General features: G+C 68.6%; 22 protein-coding genes and 1 pseudogene. 5 read left to right on the top strand and 18 right to left on the bottom strand.

Going from position 1 to position 18,835, the window contains the following annotated elements; genetic code table 11:
* Nucleotides 1–14: 14 nt before the first annotated feature.
* The 4 genes from rpoZ to ACFVJ5_RS01265 form a co-directional block, all read right to left on the bottom strand.
* Nucleotides 15–293, bottom strand: coding sequence for a DNA-directed RNA polymerase subunit omega (gene rpoZ, locus ACFVJ5_RS01280; protein WP_056810542.1), 279 nt, complete (start codon nt 291–293; stop codon nt 15–17).
* A gap of 27 nt (nt 294–320) precedes the next feature.
* The gene (gmk, locus tag ACFVJ5_RS01275) at nt 321–905 is read right to left on the bottom strand and encodes a guanylate kinase (protein ID WP_056810544.1); all 585 of its coding nucleotides are present in this window, start codon (nt 903–905) and stop codon (nt 321–323) included.
* A gap of 6 nt (nt 906–911) precedes the next feature.
* A complete protein-coding gene (mihF, locus tag ACFVJ5_RS01270; protein ID WP_056815410.1) occupies nt 912–1,232 on the bottom strand; it encodes an integration host factor, actinobacterial type in 321 nt (106 codons plus the stop codon).
* Nucleotides 1,233–1,580: 348 nt separating this feature from the next.
* The gene (locus ACFVJ5_RS01265) at nt 1,581–2,171 is read right to left on the bottom strand and encodes a TetR/AcrR family transcriptional regulator (RefSeq protein WP_379217911.1); all 591 of its coding nucleotides are present in this window, start codon (nt 2,169–2,171) and stop codon (nt 1,581–1,583) included.
* A gap of 30 nt (nt 2,172–2,201) precedes the next feature.
* On the opposite strand from ACFVJ5_RS01265, the gene ACFVJ5_RS01260 reads away from it, so the two are divergent.
* Nucleotides 2,202–2,546, top strand: coding sequence for a DUF6463 family protein (locus ACFVJ5_RS01260; protein WP_379217909.1), 345 nt, complete (start codon nt 2,202–2,204; stop codon nt 2,544–2,546).
* A gap of 4 nt (nt 2,547–2,550) precedes the next feature.
* Here the strand turns inward: ACFVJ5_RS01260 and ACFVJ5_RS01255 are convergent, their stop codons facing one another.
* From ACFVJ5_RS01255 to ACFVJ5_RS01245, 3 genes are read right to left on the bottom strand one after another with little or no spacing between them, the layout of a single operon-like run.
* Nucleotides 2,551–3,207, bottom strand: coding sequence for a response regulator (locus ACFVJ5_RS01255; RefSeq protein ID WP_378627026.1), 657 nt, complete (start codon nt 3,205–3,207; stop codon nt 2,551–2,553).
* Entirely contained in the window at nt 3,198–4,322 is a 1,125-nt protein-coding gene (locus ACFVJ5_RS01250; RefSeq protein ID WP_379217907.1) for a sensor histidine kinase, read from the bottom strand. The genes ACFVJ5_RS01255 and ACFVJ5_RS01250 overlap by 10 nt, the downstream gene beginning before the upstream one ends.
* Nucleotides 4,319–4,969 (bottom strand): DedA family protein, encoded by a 651-nt coding sequence (locus ACFVJ5_RS01245; protein WP_379217905.1) that lies wholly within the window; start codon nt 4,967–4,969, stop codon nt 4,319–4,321. Before ACFVJ5_RS01245 ends, ACFVJ5_RS01250 begins: the two co-directional genes overlap by 4 nt.
* 203 nt (nt 4,970–5,172) lie before the next feature.
* On the opposite strand from ACFVJ5_RS01245, the gene ACFVJ5_RS01240 reads away from it, so the two are divergent.
* Nucleotides 5,173–6,228 (top strand): serine hydrolase domain-containing protein, encoded by a 1,056-nt coding sequence (locus ACFVJ5_RS01240; RefSeq protein WP_379217903.1) that lies wholly within the window; start codon nt 5,173–5,175, stop codon nt 6,226–6,228.
* An 81-nt stretch (nt 6,229–6,309) separates the two neighbouring features.
* Here the strand turns inward: ACFVJ5_RS01240 and pyrF are convergent, their stop codons facing one another.
* From pyrF to ACFVJ5_RS01195, 9 genes and pseudogenes are all read right to left on the bottom strand, one after another.
* Nucleotides 6,310–7,131, bottom strand: coding sequence for an orotidine-5'-phosphate decarboxylase (pyrF, locus tag ACFVJ5_RS01235; RefSeq protein ID WP_379217902.1), 822 nt, complete (start codon nt 7,129–7,131; stop codon nt 6,310–6,312).
* 1 nt (nt 7,132) lies between these two features.
* Nucleotides 7,133–10,495, bottom strand: coding sequence for a carbamoyl-phosphate synthase large subunit (gene carB, locus ACFVJ5_RS01230; RefSeq protein ID WP_379217900.1), 3,363 nt, complete (start codon nt 10,493–10,495; stop codon nt 7,133–7,135).
* Nucleotides 10,495–11,610: a glutamine-hydrolyzing carbamoyl-phosphate synthase small subunit gene (carA, locus tag ACFVJ5_RS01225; RefSeq protein ID WP_379217898.1), complete on the bottom strand. Its 1,116-nt coding sequence runs from the start codon at nt 11,608–11,610 to the stop codon at nt 10,495–10,497. The genes carB and carA overlap by 1 nt, the downstream gene beginning before the upstream one ends.
* On the bottom strand, nt 11,607–12,122 hold the full coding sequence (locus ACFVJ5_RS01220) for a transporter (RefSeq protein ID WP_379217896.1): 516 nt from the start codon (nt 12,120–12,122) through the stop codon (nt 11,607–11,609). The genes carA and ACFVJ5_RS01220 overlap by 4 nt, the downstream gene beginning before the upstream one ends.
* A 12-nt stretch (nt 12,123–12,134) precedes the next feature.
* Nucleotides 12,135–13,433 carry a dihydroorotase gene (locus tag ACFVJ5_RS01215; RefSeq protein WP_379217894.1) on the bottom strand — a complete coding sequence of 433 codons (1,299 nt, stop codon included), beginning with the start codon at nt 13,431–13,433 and terminating at the stop codon, nt 12,135–12,137.
* The gene (locus ACFVJ5_RS01210) at nt 13,430–14,383 is read right to left on the bottom strand and encodes an aspartate carbamoyltransferase catalytic subunit (RefSeq protein WP_379217892.1); all 954 of its coding nucleotides are present in this window, start codon (nt 14,381–14,383) and stop codon (nt 13,430–13,432) included. Before ACFVJ5_RS01210 ends, ACFVJ5_RS01215 begins: the two co-directional genes overlap by 4 nt.
* 76 nt (nt 14,384–14,459) lie before the next feature.
* Nucleotides 14,460–15,095, bottom strand: a complete 636-nt coding sequence (pyrR, locus tag ACFVJ5_RS01205; protein WP_379217890.1) for a bifunctional pyr operon transcriptional regulator/uracil phosphoribosyltransferase PyrR — start codon at nt 15,093–15,095, stop codon at nt 14,460–14,462.
* A gap of 308 nt (nt 15,096–15,403) precedes the next feature.
* Nucleotides 15,404–15,562: a hypothetical protein gene (locus tag ACFVJ5_RS01200; RefSeq protein WP_379219817.1), complete on the bottom strand. Its 159-nt coding sequence runs from the start codon at nt 15,560–15,562 to the stop codon at nt 15,404–15,406.
* 152 nt (nt 15,563–15,714) lie between these two features.
* Nucleotides 15,715–16,005 (bottom strand): annotated as a pseudogene (locus tag ACFVJ5_RS01195) (class I SAM-dependent methyltransferase); the annotation flags it as partial.
* On the opposite strand from ACFVJ5_RS01195, the gene ACFVJ5_RS01190 reads away from it, so the two are divergent.
* From ACFVJ5_RS01190 to ACFVJ5_RS01180, 3 genes are all read left to right on the top strand, one after another.
* Nucleotides 15,944–16,267 (top strand): hypothetical protein, encoded by a 324-nt coding sequence (locus tag ACFVJ5_RS01190; protein ID WP_379219816.1) that lies wholly within the window; start codon nt 15,944–15,946, stop codon nt 16,265–16,267. The pseudogene ACFVJ5_RS01195 and the gene ACFVJ5_RS01190 sit on opposite strands and share 62 nt — an antisense overlap.
* Before the next feature lie 65 nt (nt 16,268–16,332).
* Entirely contained in the window at nt 16,333–16,935 is a 603-nt protein-coding gene (locus ACFVJ5_RS01185) for a GNAT family N-acetyltransferase (RefSeq protein ID WP_379217888.1), read from the top strand.
* Between the two features lie 176 nt (nt 16,936–17,111).
* A complete protein-coding gene (locus ACFVJ5_RS01180; RefSeq protein WP_379217886.1) occupies nt 17,112–17,402 on the top strand; it encodes a hypothetical protein in 291 nt (96 codons plus the stop codon).
* A gap of 179 nt (nt 17,403–17,581) precedes the next feature.
* Here the strand turns inward: ACFVJ5_RS01180 and ACFVJ5_RS01175 are convergent, their stop codons facing one another.
* Both ACFVJ5_RS01175 and ACFVJ5_RS01170 read right to left on the bottom strand, forming a co-directional pair.
* The gene (locus tag ACFVJ5_RS01175; protein WP_379217884.1) at nt 17,582–17,851 is read right to left on the bottom strand and encodes a hypothetical protein; all 270 of its coding nucleotides are present in this window, start codon (nt 17,849–17,851) and stop codon (nt 17,582–17,584) included.
* A 65-nt stretch (nt 17,852–17,916) separates the two neighbouring features.
* The gene (locus tag ACFVJ5_RS01170; protein WP_379217883.1) at nt 17,917–18,828 is read right to left on the bottom strand and encodes a DMT family transporter; all 912 of its coding nucleotides are present in this window, start codon (nt 18,826–18,828) and stop codon (nt 17,917–17,919) included.
* Nucleotides 18,829–18,835 lie beyond the last annotated feature (7 nt).

Raw genomic sequence — 18,835 nt, 5'->3', positions numbered from 1 at the left:
CGGACTAGAGATTGTCACTCGCCCTCGGTGTGTTCGAGCAGGTCGGAGTGGATTTCGCGCATGGCGACCGACAGCGGCTTCTCCTGCAGACCCGGCTCGACGAGCGGGCCGACGTACTCGAGGATGCCGTCACCGAGCTGGTTGTAGTAATCGTTGATCTGACGGGCGCGCTTGGCCGCGTAGATCACGAGGGCGTACTTGGAGGACGTGCGCTCGAGCAGCTCGTCGATCGGGGGGTTGGTGAGGCCGATCGGAGTGTCGTACGCGGGTACTGCGGTGATGTCCGTGCTCACTAGGGGTGGCTCCTGCGGGTTAGTGGGTCAAGAACTCGAATTTGTGCTAACGAACAACGATACCAACTGCTCACAAGCGGTCGTTACCTCGCTGTTCACGATGACCGTGTCGAACTCGTCACAGGCCGCCAATTCGACCCGGGCCGTCTCGAGCCTGCGCTCGATCACCTCGGGCGTCTCGGTGCCGCGCGAACGCAACCGCGAGACCAGTTCTTCCCAGCTCGGCGGGGCGAGAAACACCAGCAGTGCTTCCGGCATCGCCTGCCGGACCGACCGTGCACCGGCCAGGTCGACTTCGATCAGTACTGAAAGTCCGCTCGCCAGCGCTTCTCGCACCGGGGCGGCGGGGGTGCCCGATCGCTGCAACCCCCCATGGATGTCTGCCCATTCGAGCAGTTCGTCCGCCGCGATCATGGCGTCGAACTCGACTCGGGAAACGAAGCGGTAATCGAGACCGTCGACCTCGCCGGGACGGGGGTCCCTGGTGGTGGCCGACACACTGAAAACCAGTTCGGGCAGGCGTTCCCGCACGCACCGCACGACCGTGGATTTACCCACGGCCGAGGGGCCGACCAGTACTACCAGCCGGCCCTTCCGCGTGTTTTTGTCCACCAGACTTTAGGCGTCGAAGTCGAAGCGGGTGAGCAGCGCTGCGCGCTGCCGGGCACCGAGACCACGGAGACGACGCGTAGGCGCGATCTCCAGCTCGGTCATGATCTCCGCCGCCTTGACCTTGCCCACCTTCGGCAGAGCCTCGAGCAGCGCAGAAACCTTCATCTTGCCGAGAATCTCATCGGACTCGGCATCGGTGAGGACCTGCTTCAGGTTCGTTCCACCGCGCTTCAGGCGCTCCTTGAGCTCTGCCCGAGCGCGGCGAGCGGCAGCCGCCTTCTCCAGAGCAGCGGCGCGCTGCTCATCAGTCAGCTGGGGAAGGGCCACGGGTTCCTCCGTCTCATCGTTCATTGCCAGATCTACCGCCGGTTACCCGGACGGTCTGTGCGACCGTACCCACGGTGCGCGCCGATTGCGAACCCGACCCCCAGGTCAGGGCAGGATTACGCATGCCGTATGGCGCGCGCGGACCCGATGCGGTGACCGCTGATTCCGCCGTCTCGATCGTACAGCCGAATTGCTTAAATGCATCCTCACCTGCGGTTATACCGATATGGGCGATGATAGCCACCAGGTAGCGTGAGTGCCGGGCGCCGCCCTGGCAAACCCGGTGGCGCGCGACCAGCGGGTTTCCTGAAAAAGCCCGCGTGTCGCCCGATTTCGCACAGCGTGTCGTCACGATCGGGCCCGAAACCGGTCGAGAACCGCACCCGACGCGGTCGCTACGACGTCGTCGATCCAGTCCGGAATCGGGGCGGCGCGGGCGATGTAATCGCGGACCAGACCGTACGGAATCGCCTTCACGGCGGCGCCCGCGATGGCCAGCGAGCGGTCGTCGGCGACCCCGAATTCGGTCACCGCGGCAGTCAGCAGCGCGGCGTTCATCTCGTCGTTGACACCGGCGATGGCGGCCCGCAGATCCTCGGTACCGACCTCGAGCAGTTCGTCACGATGGAACATCTTCATCGCCCGCGCCTCGGTCGGGTGCGCGCGGCAATAGCGCGGCAGAAACGTGGCGGCGGCCAGCAGCGGCGTGGGGCCGGTCAGTGCCGCGATGAAGCCCTCGTGGAATCGGCGGATCGACCGCAGCCACAGGCGGGCGAGCAGTTCGTCACGTGAGGCGAAACGCACATAGATCGACCCGGAGTGCACGCCGGCGGCCCTGGTGATCGCCGTGATGGTGGGCCGGGTGATCGCGGGGTCGGCGAGCAGATCGCGCGCCGCGTCGAGCACCTGCTCATCGGTGAAAAGGCGGGGTCTTGCCACCGGATCAGCCTAGTGGCACAGTTTATGAATATGGATTCAAGAACAAGATTTCCACTCGCCGGAACCCTCCTGACATTCATCGGCACGGTGCACACCGCGCTCGGCGTCGCCGTGTTCGCCGCCGGCGATCAGGACGTGGAGCTCACCTTCTGGTTCACCGAGTTCGGCGTGGTCAGCATCGGTTTCGGCCTCGCGATGATCGCGCTGGAGCGCGCACTGGGGTACGTGCCCGGCACGGTGCTGCTCGTGCTCGGCGTCGCCACGGTGTTCGGGCTCGCGTTCATGCCGCTGTCGGGGTTCGTCACGGTGCTGCTGCCGCTCGGTGTCGGCGCGTTCGGCTGGTGGCGGGCCAGGAACGCGCGGGCGGCGGCCTGAGCGGTCAGCCCTGCGCCGCACCCGCCCGCAGGTGCTGCAGGATGGCGAGCACCCGCCGGTTGTGCGCCTCACCGACCGGCAGATCCAGCTTGGTGAAGATCGCGTTGATGTGTTTCTCGACCGCGCTGCGGGTGACGTAGAGCTGTCCGCAGATCGCCGCGTTGCTCAGACCCTGCGCCATGAGTTCGAGCACTTCGCGTTCGCGCTCGGTGAGCCGGTGCAGCGGCGAGTCGGCGCGATTGTGCAGCAGGAGTTGGCGAACCACCTCCGGGTCGAAGGCGGTGCCGCCCGCGCCCACCCGGTCGACGGCATCGAGGAACGAGCCGATCGCGGCGACCCGGTCCTTGAGCAGGTAGCCGATGCCGCCGGTGCCGGTGAGGAACTCCGCCGCGTGCCTGCGCTCGACGTACTGTGACAGCACCAGGACGGCGACCCCCGGCTGGTCGCGACGGATTTCCAGGGCCGCTCTGATCCCCTCGTCGACGTGGTCGGGCGGCATCCGCACATCGGCGATGACCAGGTCGGGCGGGCGCACCCGCACGGCGGCGAGCAGTTCGGTCCCGGTGCCGACGGAGTCCACGATCTCGTGTCCCTCCGCGGTGAGCAGCTGGGCCAGGCTCTCGCGCAGCAGCGCGGAGTCCTCGGCCAGGGTTATCCGCACGGAACCTCCACAGTGATGATCGTCGGGCCGCCCAGCGGGCTGTCCACCGCCATGGTGCCGTCCAGCGCGGTGACGCGGGTGGCGATGCCGGTCAGGCCGTGCCCGGTGGGGTCGGCGCCGCCCTGTCCGTCGTCGTGTACCCACAGGCGCACGGTCGGGCCCGCACGCTGAACGCCGACCTCGATGGCCGTGGCGCCGGAATGCTTGATGGCGTTGGTGATCGCCTCGCTGGCGGTGAAGTAGCAGGCCGATTCGACCGGGCGGGGTGCGCGTTCGTCGAGGTCGACGGTCAGTCGAGTCGGAATCGGGGTTCGGTCGGTGAGGGCTTCGAGGGCGGCGCGCAGGCCGTCGCGGTCGAGCATGGCCGGGTAGATCCGCCAGGAGACCTCGCGCAGTTCGTCGAGGATGTGCCCGGTCTCGGCGATCGCGCGCCGGCGCAGGTCGGCGCGCCCGTCCTCGTCGGCCGCGCGATCCATCCGGCCGAGCAGGATCGACAACGCGACCACCCGCTGCTGCACACCATCGTGCAGATCACGTTCGATCCGGCGACGTTCGTCGTCGATCACCTCGACCACCTCGGCGCGGGTGGTGGTGAGCTGGGCGACCCGCCGCGCCAGTTCGTCCGGTCCTGGGCGGGTGCTCCGCCGCAGGCACCAGGCTTCGGCACGCACCACTCCGAGCAAGCCCTGCACGGCCAGGAAACAGAGCACCGCGCCGGGAAGTGCCAGCACGGTGACCGTCGCCCAGGTGACCTGCCCGGGTTCGGTCGCGTCGATGATCGGCACCGCGGCGCCGGTGCAGGCGCCGTAGACCACGGCCACCGCGACGACGACACCCAGCCCCGACAGGGCCAGCACCAGCGCACCGAGCACGCCGACCAGTGCGCGGGCAGCCAGGTACCCCGCGGCGCGCGGTCCACTCGGCACGCCGTGCGACCGCACGCCGAGCAACCGGGTGAGGCGCCGGTGCTCGCCCTGGGCGATCCGGTCGGTGAGGTTCGCCGCGATCGGCACGGCGAGGACACCGAGCAGGTCGAGCGGCACCGTGAGCACGCCGAGCAGATAACCCGCGACCGGGGCGGCGACGCGTGACGACCGCGCCGAGGAGGTGCTCATCGCCCAATTCTCGCGTGCGCCTGCCGCTGACGCACCCGCCGCACGACGAACACGGTCGCGGCCACGAGGACGGCGGCGATCACGGCCTTCTGCAGGATGCCCGCACAGGTCTCGACGACGTGCCAGTTCTCGCCGAGGAAGTAGCCCGCGAGCACGAAGATCGCGTTCCACACCAGGCTGCCCGCCGTGGTCAGCAGCGTGAACCGGCCGAGGGGCATGCGTTCGACACCTGCGGGAATCGAGATCAGGCTGCGGAAGATGGGGATCATCCGACCGAAGAAGACCGCTTTGTCGCCGTGGCGGGCGAACCAGTCCTCGGTGCGGTCCAGGTCGGACACGCGGACCAGGGGTAGCCCTTCGACGATGCGGCGCAGGCGGTCACGGCCGAGCGCGGCGCCGAGTCCGTAGAGGGCGAGCGCGCCGACGACCGAGCCGAGGGTGGTCCACAGCAGGACCTCGGCCAGGCTGAATCGGCCGAGACCGGCGGTGAAGCCCGCCAGTGGCAGGATCACCTCGCTGGGCAGCGGCGGGAAGAGGTTCTCGAGTGCGATCGCGAGGCCGGCGCCGAAGCCTCCGAGCTGTTCCATCAACTGGACGGCCCAGCCCGCGATGCCGGTCAGTTCGGTCGAATTCCCTGTCGTATCCATGTTTTCGACGCTAAGGAGCCCAGGCGCGGTGATCAGTAGCGTCAACCACCCGGTCGACGCGGTACGACCGCAGTCGGGGGGTGGGGTTTTCCACACCCCCCTCGCGGGGCGTACACCATCGCAACGGTCCGAACAGCTACTTAGCGTCGAAAGCTATGCGACAGAAACTCTTTCGGGCCACAGTGGTCATGGTGGGCACCGTTGTGACAGCCACATTGGTGGCCGCTCTCGTCCTCGTGACGGCACGGTGGCGGGTCGTCGGGGATACGGTCGAGGCCGCGGCGCGCTGGAACGACACCGACGTGGTGGTGCGGGTCTCCGACGGCGAGCGGCTGCGCGAATGGCACCACGAAGGCAGCGCCGCCGGGCAGACGAGTACACCGGGACCGCACAGCAGGTTCCGGATCGGCAGCATCACCAAGACCTTCGTCGCCACCGTGGTGCTGCAACTGGTCGATGAGGGCAGAGTCGAGCTCGACGGCCCGATCGCCGCGCAGCTGCCGGAGCCGATCACCGGCGGTGACCGGATCACGGTGCGGCAGTTGATGAATCACACCAGCGGGCTCTACGACTACATGAAGGAGCCGGGCATGTCGACGAACCGGTGGCGCGGCGACGACCGTTTCCGCGCGTACGCGCCGCGCGATCTGCTCGCCACCGCGATGCGCCACGACCCCTATTTCGCACCGGGCGCCCGCTTCCGGTATTCGAACACCAACTACATCGCGCTCGGCCTGCTGATCGAGCACGTGACCGGGCACCGCTACGGCGACGAGATCCGCGACCGTCTCCTCACTCCGCTGCGGTTGACCGCCACCACCGTGCCCGGCGACGACCCTCGCATTCCCGCGCCCGCCCTCACCGCGCACCGTGCCATCGACGGTGCCGGCGGCGTGGACGTGAGCGAGATGAACCCCTCACTGGACTGGGCCGCTGGCGAAATGATCTCCACCACAGCCGATCTCGACGCATTCTTCGCCGCACTGCTCGGTGGACGCCTACTGAGCCCGGCGTCGTTGGACCGGATGCGGGAGACAGTCCCGATGGGCATGGGTTTCCACTACGGCCTAGGCCTACAGCGTTTCGACCCTCCGTGTGGCGCCGACCTCTGGGGGCACGGCGGTGAACTGCTCGGCTACGTCTCGTACGCGTTCCGTTCGACCGACGGACGGTCGCTGACGATGGTTCTCGGCTCGGCGGCGTCGTCGGACGCACTGTCGCTGTTCGCCACGGTCACCGCGACCTACTGCCTCGCCTGACGGAGTTCTCCTCTGGCAGTGGGACGCGGCAACGACGAGGCCGGGGCAGCGTGTCGCTACCCCGGCCCGCCATGGCGTTCATCAGCGCTGCAGGAAGGCGAACTCCTCTTGCAGCTGAGCCGTTTTGTCGCACAGCGCCGTCACCGACGGGCCCACGTTGAGAACCTCGCGCGACACCGCGGGGACGGCGGCGGCGAAGTTCGCCTCGGTGACCAGGGCGCGGATGGAGTCCGCTCCCCCGCCCTGCGCGCCGACACCGGGCATCAGGATCGGGCCGTTGAGGGCCGACAGGTCGGGCGCCTCGGTGAGCGTCGCACCGACGACCACGCCGACGGAGCCGAAACCGGACCCGGCATTGCGAGCCGCGGCCTCGTCGACCATCGTCTGCGCGATGGTGCGCCCGTCCGCGGCGGTGATCCGCTGCAGTTGCGCCCCTTCGGGATTCGAGGTCGCCGAAAGCACGAACACCCCACGGTGATTGTCCTTCGCCAGGCTCAGAGCCGGATCGAGGGAGCCGAATCCGAGGTACGGCGACACCGTCACGGCGTCCGAACTCAGTGGTCCGTCGCCGAGCCAAGCATGCGCGTAGGCATCCATGGTGGAGCCGATGTCGCCCCGCTTGGCATCGGCCAGCACCAGGGTGCCCGAGGCCCGCAGCACCGAGATGGTGCGCTCGAGCACCGCGATGCCGCCGGAACCGTAGGTCTCGAAGAACGCGACCTGCGGCTTCACCAGAGCGACGCGACCGTCGAAGGCCTCGACGCAGATCTCGGCGAACGCCTCGAGCCCGTCGACGTCTTCGGTGAGCCCCCACGCCCGCAGCAGCGCGGGGTGGGGGTCGATGCCGACGCACACGGGTCCGAACTGCCGCATGGCGTGCTGCAATCGGTGACCGAATGTCATGTCAGCCACGCAGTTTCGAGTGCAGTTCCTGCAGCGAGCGCACCCCGATACCGCCGTTGATGCCGGCCTCGATGCCCTGCACCGCGGCCGCCGCGCCCTGCACGGTGGTGATGCACGGGATGTTCGCGCCCACCGCGGCGGTGCGGATCTCGTAGCCGTCCACGCGGGGGCCCGAGTTGCCGTAGGGGGTGTTGAACACGATGTCGATCTCGCCGTCGCGGATCTGCTCCACGATCGAGGCCTCCGGCATGCCGGTGGCCGGATCGGTGGATTCCGGATCGGAGTGCTTGCGTGCCTGTTCGCAGGGAATGCCGTTGCGGCGCAGGGTTTCCGCGGTGCCCTCGGTGGCGAGGATGCGGAAGCCCAGGTCGTGCAGGCGCTTGATCGGGAACACCATGGCGCGCTTGTCGCGGTTGGCGATCGAGACGAACACGGTGCCCTCGGTCGGCAGCGAGCCGTAGGCGGCGGCCTGGCTCTTGGCGAAGGCGGTGCCGAAGTCGGCGTCGATGCCCATGACCTCACCGGTGGACTTCATCTCCGGGGAGAGCAACGAGTCGATGCCGGAGCCGTCGGCGCGACGGAACCGGTGGAAGGGCAGCACGGCTTCCTTCACCGCGACCGGCGCGTCCAGCGGCACGTGACCGCCGTCGCCCTCGAGCGGCAGCATGCCTTCCTTGCGCAGGTCGGCGATGGTGGCGCCGAGCATGACGCGCGCGCAGGCCTTTGCGAGGGGTACGGCGGTGGCCTTGGAGACGAACGGAACCGTCCGGCTCGCCCGGGGATTGGCTTCCAGGACGTAGAGCACGTCGTCCTTGAGGGCGTACTGCACGTTGAGCAGGCCCTTGACGCCGATGCCCTTGGCCAGCGCGATGGTGGAGCGACGCACGGCCTCGATGTCGCTGCGGCCCAAGGTGATCGGGGGCAGCGCGCAGGCGGAGTCACCGGAGTGGATACCGGCCTCCTCGATGTGTTCCATCACGCCGCCGAGGTAGACCTCGTCGCCGTCGCACAGCGCGTCGACGTCGATCTCGATGGCGTCTTCGAGGAAGCGGTCGACCAGCACCGGGTGGTCCGGGTTCAGTTCGGTGGCGCGGGAGATGTAGCCCTCGAGGGACTGCTCGTCGTAGACGATCTCCATGCCGCGCCCGCCCAGCACGTAGGACGGGCGGACCAGCACCGGATAGCCGATCTCGTTCGCGATCTTCTTGGCCTGGGCCACCGTGGTGGCGGTGCCGTACTTGGGCGCGGGCAGTCCGGCGGCGACGAGCACGTCACCGAATTCGCCACGGTCCTCGGCCAGGTCGATCGCGGCCGCGGAGGTACCGACCACGGGCACGCCCGCGTCGGTGAGCCGCTGCGCCAGGCCCAGCGGGGTCTGGCCGCCGAGCTGCACGATCACACCGGCGACGGTGCCCGACTCGGCTTCGGCGTTGTACACCTCGAGGACGTCCTCGAAGGTGAGCGGCTCGAAGTAGAGACGATCGGCGGTGTCGTAGTCGGTGGAGACGGTCTCGGGGTTGCAGTTGACCATCACGGTCTCGTACCCGGCGGCCGACAGGGTCTGTGCCGCGTGCACACACGAGTAGTCGAACTCGATGCCCTGACCGATGCGGTTCGGGCCCGAGCCCAGGATGATGACCTTCTCGCGCTCACGCTGCGGCGCGACCTCGGACTCCGCGCCGGGATCCAGCTCGTAGGTGCTGTAGTGGTACGGGGTCTTGGCCTCGAACTCCGCGGCGCAGGTGTCGACGGTCTTGTAGACCGGGCGTACCTGGAGGCGGTGACGCAGCGAGCGCACGCCCGCCTCGCCCGCCAGCTCGGGGCGCAGTGCCGCCAGCTGACGGTCCGACAGGCCGTAGTGCTTGGCGCGACGCAGCAGATCCTCGTCGAGGACGGGCGCGTCGAGAACTTCCAGACGCAGCTCGACCAGGCCGAGCACCTCGGCGACGAACCACGGGTCGACACCGGAGGCCAGCGCGACCTCTTCGATGCTCGCGCCGTAGCGCAGCGCCCGTTCGACCTGGTAGATGCGACCTTCGGTCGGCACGCGCAGGTCGGCGAGGATGGCCTCGATCGCCTCGCGCACCGACGCCGGATCGCTCGGATCCGCCGGGGCCCACTGGCCGTCGTCGGTGGTCCAGAAGCTGGCGGCCTTGGTCTCGAGCGAGCGCAGTACCTTGCCGAGGGCCTCGGAGAAGTTGCGACCCATCGACATCGCCTCGCCCACCGACTTCATGGTGGTGGTCAGCGTGGCGTCGGCGCCGGGGAACTTCTCGAACGCGAACCGCGGCGCCTTCACCACGACGTAGTCCAGCGTCGGCTCGAACGATGCCGGGGTCTCGCCGGTGATGTCGTTGACGATCTCGTCGAGGGTGTAGCCGATGGCCAGCTTGGCGGCGATCTTGGCGATCGGGAAGCCGGTGGCCTTCGACGCCAGCGCCGAGGAGCGCGAGACGCGGGGGTTCATCTCGATGACGATCAGGCGACCGTCGGCCGGATCCACCGCGAACTGGATGTTGCAGCCACCGGTGTCGACGCCGACCTCGCGCAGGATCGCGATGCCGAGATCGCGCATCTTCTGGTACTCGCGGTCGGTGAGGGTCATCGCGGGGGCGACGGTGACCGAGTCACCGGTGTGCACACCCATCGGGTCGACGTTCTCGATCGAGCAGACGATGACCACGTTGTCGTTGCGGTCGCGCATGAGCTCGAGCTCGAACTCCTTCCAACCGAGGATGGACTCCTCGATCAGGACGTTCGCGGTCGGCGAGGCGGACAGGCCGCCACCGGCGATGCGGTCGAGGTCTTCCTCGTTGTAGGCCATGCCGGAGCCGAGCCCGCCCATGGTGAACGAGGGGCGCACGACCACGGGGTAACCGAGGTCGGCGACGGTCTCGCGGACTTCGTCCATGGTGTAACAGACGGCGCTGCGGGCACTCTCGCCGCCGACCTTGGCGACGATGTCCTTGAACTTCTGCCGGTCCTCACCGCGCTGGATGGCGTCGAAGTCGGCGCCGATCAGCTCGACGTTGTACTTCTGCAGCACACCGTTCTCGTGCAGCGCGACCGCGGTGTTGAGCGCGGTCTGTCCACCGAGGGTGGCCAGGATCGCGTCGGGGCGTTCCTTCTCGATGACCTTCTCGACGAACTCCGGGGTGATCGGCTCGACGTAGGTGGCGTCGGCGAACTCCGGGTCGGTCATGATGGTCGCCGGGTTGGAGTTCACCAGCGAAACGCGCAGTCCCTCGGACCGCAGCACCCGGCACGCCTGGGTACCGGAGTAGTCGAATTCGCACGCCTGGCCGATCACGATCGGGCCAGAGCCGATCACCAGGATGTGCTTCAGATCCTCGCGGCGAGGCATCAGGCTCCTTCCATGAGACCGGCGAAACGGTCGAACAGATATGCGGCGTCGTGCGGGCCTGCGGCGGCCTCGGGGTGGTACTGCACCGAGAAGGCGCGGCCGTCGATCAGCCGGACCCCTTCGACGGTGCCGTCGTTGGCGCAGATGTGGGAGACCTCGGCCTTGCCGAATGGGGTGTCGAACACCTCGCCGCGCTCGCCTTCGAGGGCGAAGCCGTGGTTCTGGGCGGTGATGGACACGCGGCCGGTGCCCTCTTCGATCACCGGGATGTTGATGCCGCGGTGGCCGAACTTCATCTTGTAGGTCTTGCGACCCAGTGCCCGGCCCAGGATCTGGTTGCCGAAGCAGATGCCGAACAGCGGGATTCCGCGCTCGAGCACGCCCTGGGTGAGCGCGATGGCGCCGGTCTGGGTGGCCGGGTCGCCGGGACCGTTGGACAGGAACACGCCGTTGGGGTTCAGCGCGAGGATGTCGTCGAGGGAGGTGTTCGACGGCACCACGTGGGTGCGCACACCGCGCTCGGCGAACATGCGCGGGGTGTTGGTCTTGATGCCCAGGTCGACCGCGACGACGGTGAACTTATGGTCGCCCACCGGTTCGATCGTGTACATCGCGTCGGTGCTGACCTCTTCGGCGAGGTCGGCGCCCAGCATCGAGGCCTGGCCGTTCACCCTCGCGAGGAGTTCCTCGTCGTTGGCCAGCGCGGCGCCGGAGAAGATGCCCGCCTTCATCGAACCGCGGCTGCGCAGGTGGCGGACCACCGCGCGGGTGTCGATGCCCGCGATGCCGACCACGTCCTGGCGGTCGAGCTCGTCGGTCAGCGTGCCGGTGGCGCGCCAGTTGGAGGAGACCCGCGAGGGGTCGCGCACGGCGTACCCGGCGACCCAGATCTTGCCGGACTCGTCGTCCTCGTCGTTCCAGCCGGTGTTGCCGATCTGCGGGGCCGTGGCCACCACGATCTGGCGGGCGTAGCTGGGGTCGGTCAGGGTTTCCTGGTACCCGGTCATCGCCGTGCAGAACACGGCCTCACCGAGTGTCTGTCCCTCGGCGCCGAAGGCGGTACCGCGGAATACGCGGCCGTCCTCGAGCACCAAGGCTGCCTTCACTGTGCTCATTCATCGTCTCCCGTCGTCACCCTGGTCGAATCCGCGGCCCCAGCTGTCCAGGCCGGGTACACCGTCTTGTCGTCGCCCCGGAATCCGGTATCTATCTCGGTTCCGGTCGGCAGTGTCCAGCGAATTACCAGCACACCATCTTCTGTCATCACTTTGCCCGCGTGTCCGCGCTCGGTACGCACGGCTGTCACCGATTCCTGCGGAATCCAGATCACCGTGGCGCCGTCGCGTTCGAGCAGAATCCCGCGTTCGAACCGCGTCAGTTCGGCGGTCGCCCGGAATCCCAGGTCACCGACCGCGATCCGGTCCTGCCAACTGGGCGCGATGGTGCTGCCCAGGTACATGCCGGTGGTCGGTTCCAGTAGTTGTGCGCCCAGTTCGGCCGGCACCGTCGGCAGTTCGCCGATGCGTGCCTGCTGTCGCGTGGCCTTCTTCTGCCATGCCCGGTACATCAGCCACAGGCACACAATGAAAAATGCCAGCAGCCCGACTACCCACAGCGTTCTTTCCACGTCCTGGCCTCCCTAGATCCCGACCGCCTTGCCCTCGCGGGCAGTTACCCGGCCGCGCAGCACGGTGGCTGTGACCTCGGCCGGGAACGTCATGTCCTCGAACGGTGTGTTGTTCGAGATACTCGCCAGTTCGGCGCCGCGCACCGTCCACTCGGCGTCGGGGTCGATCAGCGTGAGGTTGGCGGGCTCGCCGACCGCGATCGGGCGGCCGTGGTCGTCGAGACCGACGATCGCGGCGGGCTTCTCGCTCATCACCTTCGCGACGCCGCGCCAGTCGAGCAGGCCGGGCTGGACCATCGTCTGCACGATGATCGACAGCGCCGTCTCCAGGCCGAGCATGCCGGGGCGGGCGGCCGCGAATTCGCAGCACTTGTCCTGTTCGGCGTGCGGAGCGTGGTCGGTGGCGACACAGTCGATGATGCCGTCGGCCAGGGCCTGGCGCAGGGCTGCCACGTCGGTGGATTCGCGCAGTGGCGGGTTCACCTTGTTGACCGCGTCGTAGGTCTCCAGACGCGAGTCGTCGAGGAGCAGATGGTGCGGGGTGACCTCGGCGGTGATCGAGATGCCCTGGGACTTGGCCCATTTCACCAGCTCGACGGTGCCTGCGGTGGAGGCGTGGCAGATGTGCACGCGGGCGTTCGCGTCGCGGGCCAGCAGTGCGTCACGCGCGACGATCGACTCCTCGGCGGCGCGCGGCCAGCCGTGCAGTCCCAGGCGCGCGGCGTTGGGGCCTTCGTGCGCGATGGCGTTCTTGGTCAGGCGCGGTTCCTCGGCATGCTGGGCGATGAGCACGCCCAGGGAGTTCGCGTATTCGAGGGCGCGTCGCATGATCAGCGGGTCGTCGACGCAGTGACCGTCGTCGGAGAACATCCTGACCTGGCCGATACCGGCGGCCATGGTGCCCATCTCGGCGAGCTGCTTGCCCTGCAGACCGACCGTCACGGCACCGACCGGGAACACGTCGACGAGGCCGACTTCCTGGCCGCGACGCCACACGTGGTCGGTGATGACGACCGAGTCGGCGACCGGGCTGGTGTTGGCCATCGCGAACACCGCGGTGTAACCGCCCAGCGCGGCGGCGGCGGAACCGGTTTCGATGGTCTCGGTGTCTTCGCGGCCGGGTTCGCGCAGGTGCGTGTGCAGGTCGACGAAGCCGGGCAGCAGGATCTGGCCGTTGCCCTCGATCACCTCGGCGTCGTCGGACGCCGTGAGGCCGGTGCCGATGTCGGCGATGAGGGTGTCGCGCACCAGGACGTCGACGGGGTCGCCTTCGCCGTAGGGCTTGACGTTCTTGATCAGCAGCTCACTCATACCGTTTCCTCCTGGCCCACGAGCAGCCGGAACAACACGGCCATCCGCATGTGCACTCCGTTCGAGACCTGCTGCAGCACAGCCGATTTCGGCGAATCCGCGACCGCCGAGGCGATTTCCATGCCGCGCAGCATCGGGCCGGGATGCAGGACCACCGCGTCGTCGCCGAGCAGCGCGAGCCTGCGCTCGGACAGTCCGTAGTTGATCGAATATTCGCGGGCCGATGGGAAGAACCCGCCGTTCATCCGCTCCGCCTGCACGCGCAACATCATCACCGCGTCGGCACCGGGCAGTTCCGCGTCCAGCGAGGACGAGACCCGGCAGGGCCAGGCCTCCACGCCGACCGGCAGCAGCGTGCGCGGCGCGACCAGGACCACCTCGGCACCGAGAGTGTTGAGCAGGGAGACGTTCGAGCGCGCGACCCGGCTGTGCAGGATGTCGCCGACCAGCACGATCCGCTTACCCTCGATGTCGCCGAGGCGCTGGCGCAGGGTAAGTGCGTCGAGCAGGGCCTGGGTGGGGTGCTGGTGGGTGCCGTCGCCCGCGTTGATGATCGACGGGGCGACGCGGTTCTCCTCACGCGCCCACTGCTCCATCCAGCGCGCGATCTGGTGCGCGGCACCCGAGGCCGGGTGGCGCACGATCAGCGCGTCGGCGCCCGCCGCGTGCAGGGTGAGGGCGGTGTCGCGCAGCGATTCACCTTTGGAGACAGAGGAACTCGACGCGCTCACGTTGATCACGTCGGCGCTCATCCACTTGCCCGCGACCTCGAAGGACACGCGGGTACGGGTGGAGTTCTCGTAGAACACCGTCATCACGGTGCGCCCGCGCAGGGTCGGCAGCTTCTTCACCTCGCGGCCCAGCAGGGCCTGTTCGAAGCGCTCGGCTTCGTCGAGGAGTTCGGTGGCGGTGCCGCGATCCAGGTCGGCGACCGTCAGCAAGTGCTTCACGCCTCCACCTCGCTGACGCTCAGCTCCGGCGTGAACCACTGGGTGGCTGTGTTCATGGTTCGGTCGCTACGCTCCCTCACTGCTCTTGACCTTCCTGATGCAGATACACGCCGTCACGGCCGTCGTGCTCGACCATCAGCACCGAGATGTCCTCGGCGCGGGAGGTCGGCACGTTCTTGCCCACGTAGTCGGCGCGGATCGGCAGCTCGCGGTGGCCGCGGTCGATGAGGACCGCCAGCTGCACCGCGCGGGGGCGGCCCAGGTCGCGCAGCCCGTCGAGGGCGGAGCGGACCGTCCGGCCCGAGAACAGCACGTCGTCGACGAGGACGACCAGCGAGTTCTCGATACCGCCGTCGGGCACCGAGGTGCGTTCGAGCGGGCGGTGCGGGCGAGAGCGCAGGTCGTCGCGGTACAGCGTGATGTCGAGGGAGCCGAGTGCGGGGCGCACACCGGAGAATTCCTCGATCTTGTCCGCCAGCCGATTGGCCAGGGTGGTGCCGCGCGTCGGGATTCCCATGAGAACCACCCGCGGTGCGTCGGCGTCGCCGGAATCCAGGGCGGTCTTCTCGATGATCTGATGCGCGATCCGCGCTACGGTCCTGGTGACGTCCGATGGCGACAACAGCTCGCGACCGGCTGCCACCCACTCCGGGGTGTGCCGCTGCGATGTTTCACCCGCGCCGGTTCTGGCCGCCCGTTCGGGCACAGCCATGCCGACCTCCTTCCCCGCCTCACCGGACGGTCCGTTAAAGGATGCCTAACTCGCCCGTCAGCCTATCAGCGCCGCGAGATGCCTTTGACCAGGTAGGCCCACCTGTGAGCGCCACCACGGAGCACCGGTGGGCGACCGCTGCCGTGTCGGTGATCACAGGCACGCCGAAAGTGCAGCGAGCGCGCATGTTTCACCCCCACGCCGCCGTGTGGCGACCGCCCCGAGGCGAGCGGTCGGTGATCGCGTTCACGTCGCCGTGACGACCTCGACAACCGCCGCCGCCTCGACGCGGCATGGTTCACCTTCCGTCACACCCGCTCGGCGAGCACGACGCCGACCTTCGGGTCGTTCACCGCCACGTCTCTGCCGAGGGGAACGATCATGTCGTCCCAGGCGCGGAACCGGATGTGCCAGCCGTGCTCGACGAGCCACTGCTCCCCCGGGCGCCCGGCCTCCAGCGGCGGCATCCGCACGTCGTCACCGGAGACGAGTCGACGCAGTTCGGCGGCGTAGGGCGCAGCGTCGGGATCGACCGCGAACCGGCTGAGACCGAATCGGCTGCGGGCGCGGACAGCGTCGTCAGCATCGCCACCGTGCGGAGATGATCTTCGGGTGGGAGGTACAGGAGCGCACCCTCGTCGATCCAGTGGGTCGGCAGCTCTGGCCGAAATCCCTTTTCGCGCAGGGGAACAGCCCAGTCGGTGCGCAGGTCGATCGGTAGGACGTGTCGTTGTGTCGTCGGCGTGGCTCGCGCTGCGCGCAGTACCGGCTCCTTGAAGGCGAACAGCTCGGGCAGGTCCAGCTCGTAGACGGTGACGTCGGCGGGCAGACCCATCCGGAACGCGCGGGTGTCCAGGCCCGCGCCGAGTAGAACGATCTGGCGCGATCCGGCGGCGACGGCCTCGGCCACCCGATCGTCGAGGTTCTGGCACGAGAACCAGCCCGCGTTCCGCGACCTCGGTTTCGGTGCGGGCCTGCGCTACCAATTCCGCGTGCTCGCCGACCTCATGACCGCGCCCGACGCCGCCGCGCTGGACATCTATCACGCGCGGCAAGCGCTGCTCGCGATCAGCTGGAGCTTGTCGATGATGGGCGATCTCGAACTGACCGACGACCAGATGCACACCGCCGCAATGGATATAGCGATCGATATCCTTGCCAGGATCCGCTGACCGCGCGTCGCCGAGACGTCGGAAAATGCGTTGCCCTGGAGCCTCTGGGTCCGCAATCATCGATCATGACCATCAGCACCAGCGCTCATCCCGGGTCGACTCCCCCGGTGCGGATCGATCTGGGCGATCTGGTGCTGCGCCGGTGGCGCCCCGGTGATCTGACCCGCCAGTTCGCCGCGCTGAGCGCCTCACACGCACACCTCCACCCGTGGATGTCGTGGGCCGAGCAGCCGCCGACGCTCGCCGGGCAACGCCGTTCCCTGCAGACCTCGACCGCGCACTGGCCGACGCCCGACGGCGGCTACCTCTACGGGATCTTCACCGCGAGAGGCGAGGTGGCGGGCGGCATCGGGCTCCACGACAGGATCGACCCGGCCGCCCTGGAGATCGGCTACTGGTGCCATATCGCCCACACCGGCCGGGGAATCATCACGCGCGCCGCCCACGCCCTGACCACCGCCGCGCTCGCCCTCCCCCATATCGGTCGCGTCGAAATCCATTGCGACGCGGCCAATGTCCGCAGTGCGGCTGTACCTCGGCGGCTCGGCTACGAGCTGGTCAGCACTGCCCCACGCCAGCGCACGGCGCCCGCCGACTCCGGGATCGGCATGATCTGGGCGACCGTCGACGCCCCCGGCGGGCTGACGAGGTCGCTTGTCGCTCGATGACCCCCGGACTAGACTGTGACGCGCACCACATCGCGACGGCGGATACATGCCGCCGCGCAGAGCGATCGTGATCCGATCGGAGCGCCGGATCACGGTGTTCGATCGCGACCCCCCGCTCGCCGGGTCGGGCCCGAAGTCACTCCAACACCGCTCGACCGCGCAAGGAGATGACCGTCATGGCGGTTGCCGTCGAACTCGAATTCACCGGCTCGACCCTCGAACAGTACGACCAGGCCCTCGAGAAGATGGGCTTCAAGCACGGCGGCTCCGGCGGCCCCGGCCTGATGTTCCATCTGGTCAGGAAGACCGACACCGGATTCCACGTCACCGACGTCTGGGAAACCTCCGAGCAATTCCAGAGCTTCGCCGAATCCACCCTCGGCCCCATCGGCATGGAAGTAGGCATGCCCAACCAGCCCACCATCGAAGTCCACGAAATCTACAACTACCTGGCTCAGGGAAACTGACGCGCTACACGGCCGAGTAGCGTCGAACGGGCGGGCCCGGAGATGACCTGCGGCTCAGGCCATGTGGGCGCGCAGGGCCTGGGGGAACCAGGTGAAGATCGGGGCCAGGTCGGGTTGGTCGGGCCAAGCGTTCACGGTGCCGAGTAGCCGCCAACAGCGTTGTACGCGGGGGTCGTCGGCTACGTCGAGTCGTTCGAGGATCCAGCGGCGGAGTGCGGTGTCGCCGGGGCTGTCGAAGGTGGTGGCGTAGCGGGCGGTGAGGACATCGACGATGGGGGTCGCACAGCCGGGGGTTGTGGGGGGATGCCCGCGGCGATGGCGTCACCGACGAGAGCGCGGACGGCTTCGGCGAGGTCGTGGTGCAGGCCGGTGGTGTCGGCCGCGGCGCGTTCGCGGGTCTGGTAGTCGGCCGTGCGCCGGACGGCGTCACGGGAGTCGCTGTCCTGCACCGGTTTCGCAGCCTGTCGGAGCACCATCGCGGAGCAGGCGTCGCCGGCACGATCGGGTCGAACGGTCACAGCGGCGCGGGCGGTTCCGGCGCGGCCTGGCGGGTGGGCAGCGCGCTGATCGTCAAGGCCAGCATGACCAGTGCGATGCCCGCGAGTTCCAGCACGGTGGGTCGTTGCGCGAGGGCGATCGCGCCGACGACGGTCGCGGTCGCAGGCAGCAGCGCGAGCAGCAAGGCGAAACGCGCACGGCCCACGGCGGTCAGCACCACCTGGTCCAGCGCGTACGGCACCGCGCTCGACAGCACGCCGACGCCGAGACCGAGCAGCCAGGTCCGCGGGTCGGCGAATACCGCGGCATCGATCGCCAGCTGCGGGATCAGCACGAACGGCGCCAGCAACACCGCCGCGGCCGCCATCCCGACGGCGAGGGAATCCTGGCCGTCGCCCGTATCGGCAACGCGTTTGCCCACCAGGATGTAGGCCGCCCACAGCACCGCCGAGGCGAGCGCGAAACCCACACCGACCGGCTCGACGTCGAGTTGCACACCGGCCAGCAACACCACCCCGACCGCCACCAGCGCCACGGCGAGCAGGTCGCGCGCCCGTCGCGAGCCGAGCGTCGCGACGGCGACCGGACCGAGGAATTCGATGGCGACGGCGGTGCCGAGCGGGATGCGCGCGATGGCCTCGTAGAACACGATGTTCATCGACACGGTGACGATGCCGAACCCCGCTGCCGTCGCGATGCCCCGCCGTGTCCAGCGGGTCCGCCACGGCCGCCGCCAGGCCAGCAACGCGACCCCCGCCGCCGCGGCCCGCAACCAGGCGACAGTGGACGGCTCGGTGGTGTCGAACAGGAAGACGCCGAGTGCCGCACCCACATATTGCGAGGTCGCCGCGATGATGAACACCATCGGCACCGACCAGCCGGGTAGCGCGCGCGTCGCCGGCCGTTCGGTTGTCGAGATCGAGTTCATCCCAGGA

Origin of the sequence: Nocardia sp. NPDC127606 (assembly GCF_042671725.1) — a bacterium.
In the GTDB taxonomy this organism is placed as follows: domain Bacteria; phylum Actinomycetota; class Actinomycetes; order Mycobacteriales; family Mycobacteriaceae; genus Nocardia.
Note: the sequence above shows the minus strand (reverse complement) of the source record. Positions and strands in the feature narration are given on the sequence as shown.

Coding starts and splice junctions, on each gene's coding strand:
- ACFVJ5_RS01260 (WP_379217909.1), top strand. CDS start 2,202: ATGGATTCAAGAACAAGATTTCCACTCGCCGGAACCCTCCTGACATTC.
- ACFVJ5_RS01250 (WP_379217907.1), bottom strand. CDS start 4,322: ATGAGCACCTCCTCGGCGCGGTCGTCACGCGTCGCCGCCCCGGTCGCG.
- ACFVJ5_RS01245 (WP_379217905.1), bottom strand. CDS start 4,969: ATGGATACGACAGGGAATTCGACCGAACTGACCGGCATCGCGGGCTGG.
- pyrF (WP_379217902.1), bottom strand. CDS start 7,131: ATGACATTCGGTCACCGATTGCAGCACGCCATGCGGCAGTTCGGACCC.
- carB (WP_379217900.1), bottom strand. CDS start 10,495: ATGCCTCGCCGCGAGGATCTGAAGCACATCCTGGTGATCGGCTCTGGC.
- carA (WP_379217898.1), bottom strand. CDS start 11,610: ATGAGCACAGTGAAGGCAGCCTTGGTGCTCGAGGACGGCCGCGTATTC.
- ACFVJ5_RS01215 (WP_379217894.1), bottom strand. CDS start 13,433: ATGAGTGAGCTGCTGATCAAGAACGTCAAGCCCTACGGCGAAGGCGAC.
- pyrR (WP_379217890.1), bottom strand. CDS start 15,095: ATGGCTGTGCCCGAACGGGCGGCCAGAACCGGCGCGGGTGAAACATCG.
- ACFVJ5_RS01200 (WP_379219817.1), bottom strand. CDS start 15,562: ATGCCGCCGCTGGAGGCCGGGCGCCCGGGGGAGCAGTGGCTCGTCGAG.
- ACFVJ5_RS01185 (WP_379217888.1), top strand. CDS start 16,333: ATGACCATCAGCACCAGCGCTCATCCCGGGTCGACTCCCCCGGTGCGG.
- ACFVJ5_RS01180 (WP_379217886.1), top strand. CDS start 17,112: ATGGCGGTTGCCGTCGAACTCGAATTCACCGGCTCGACCCTCGAACAG.
- ACFVJ5_RS01170 (WP_379217883.1), bottom strand. CDS start 18,828: ATGAACTCGATCTCGACAACCGAACGGCCGGCGACGCGCGCGCTACCC.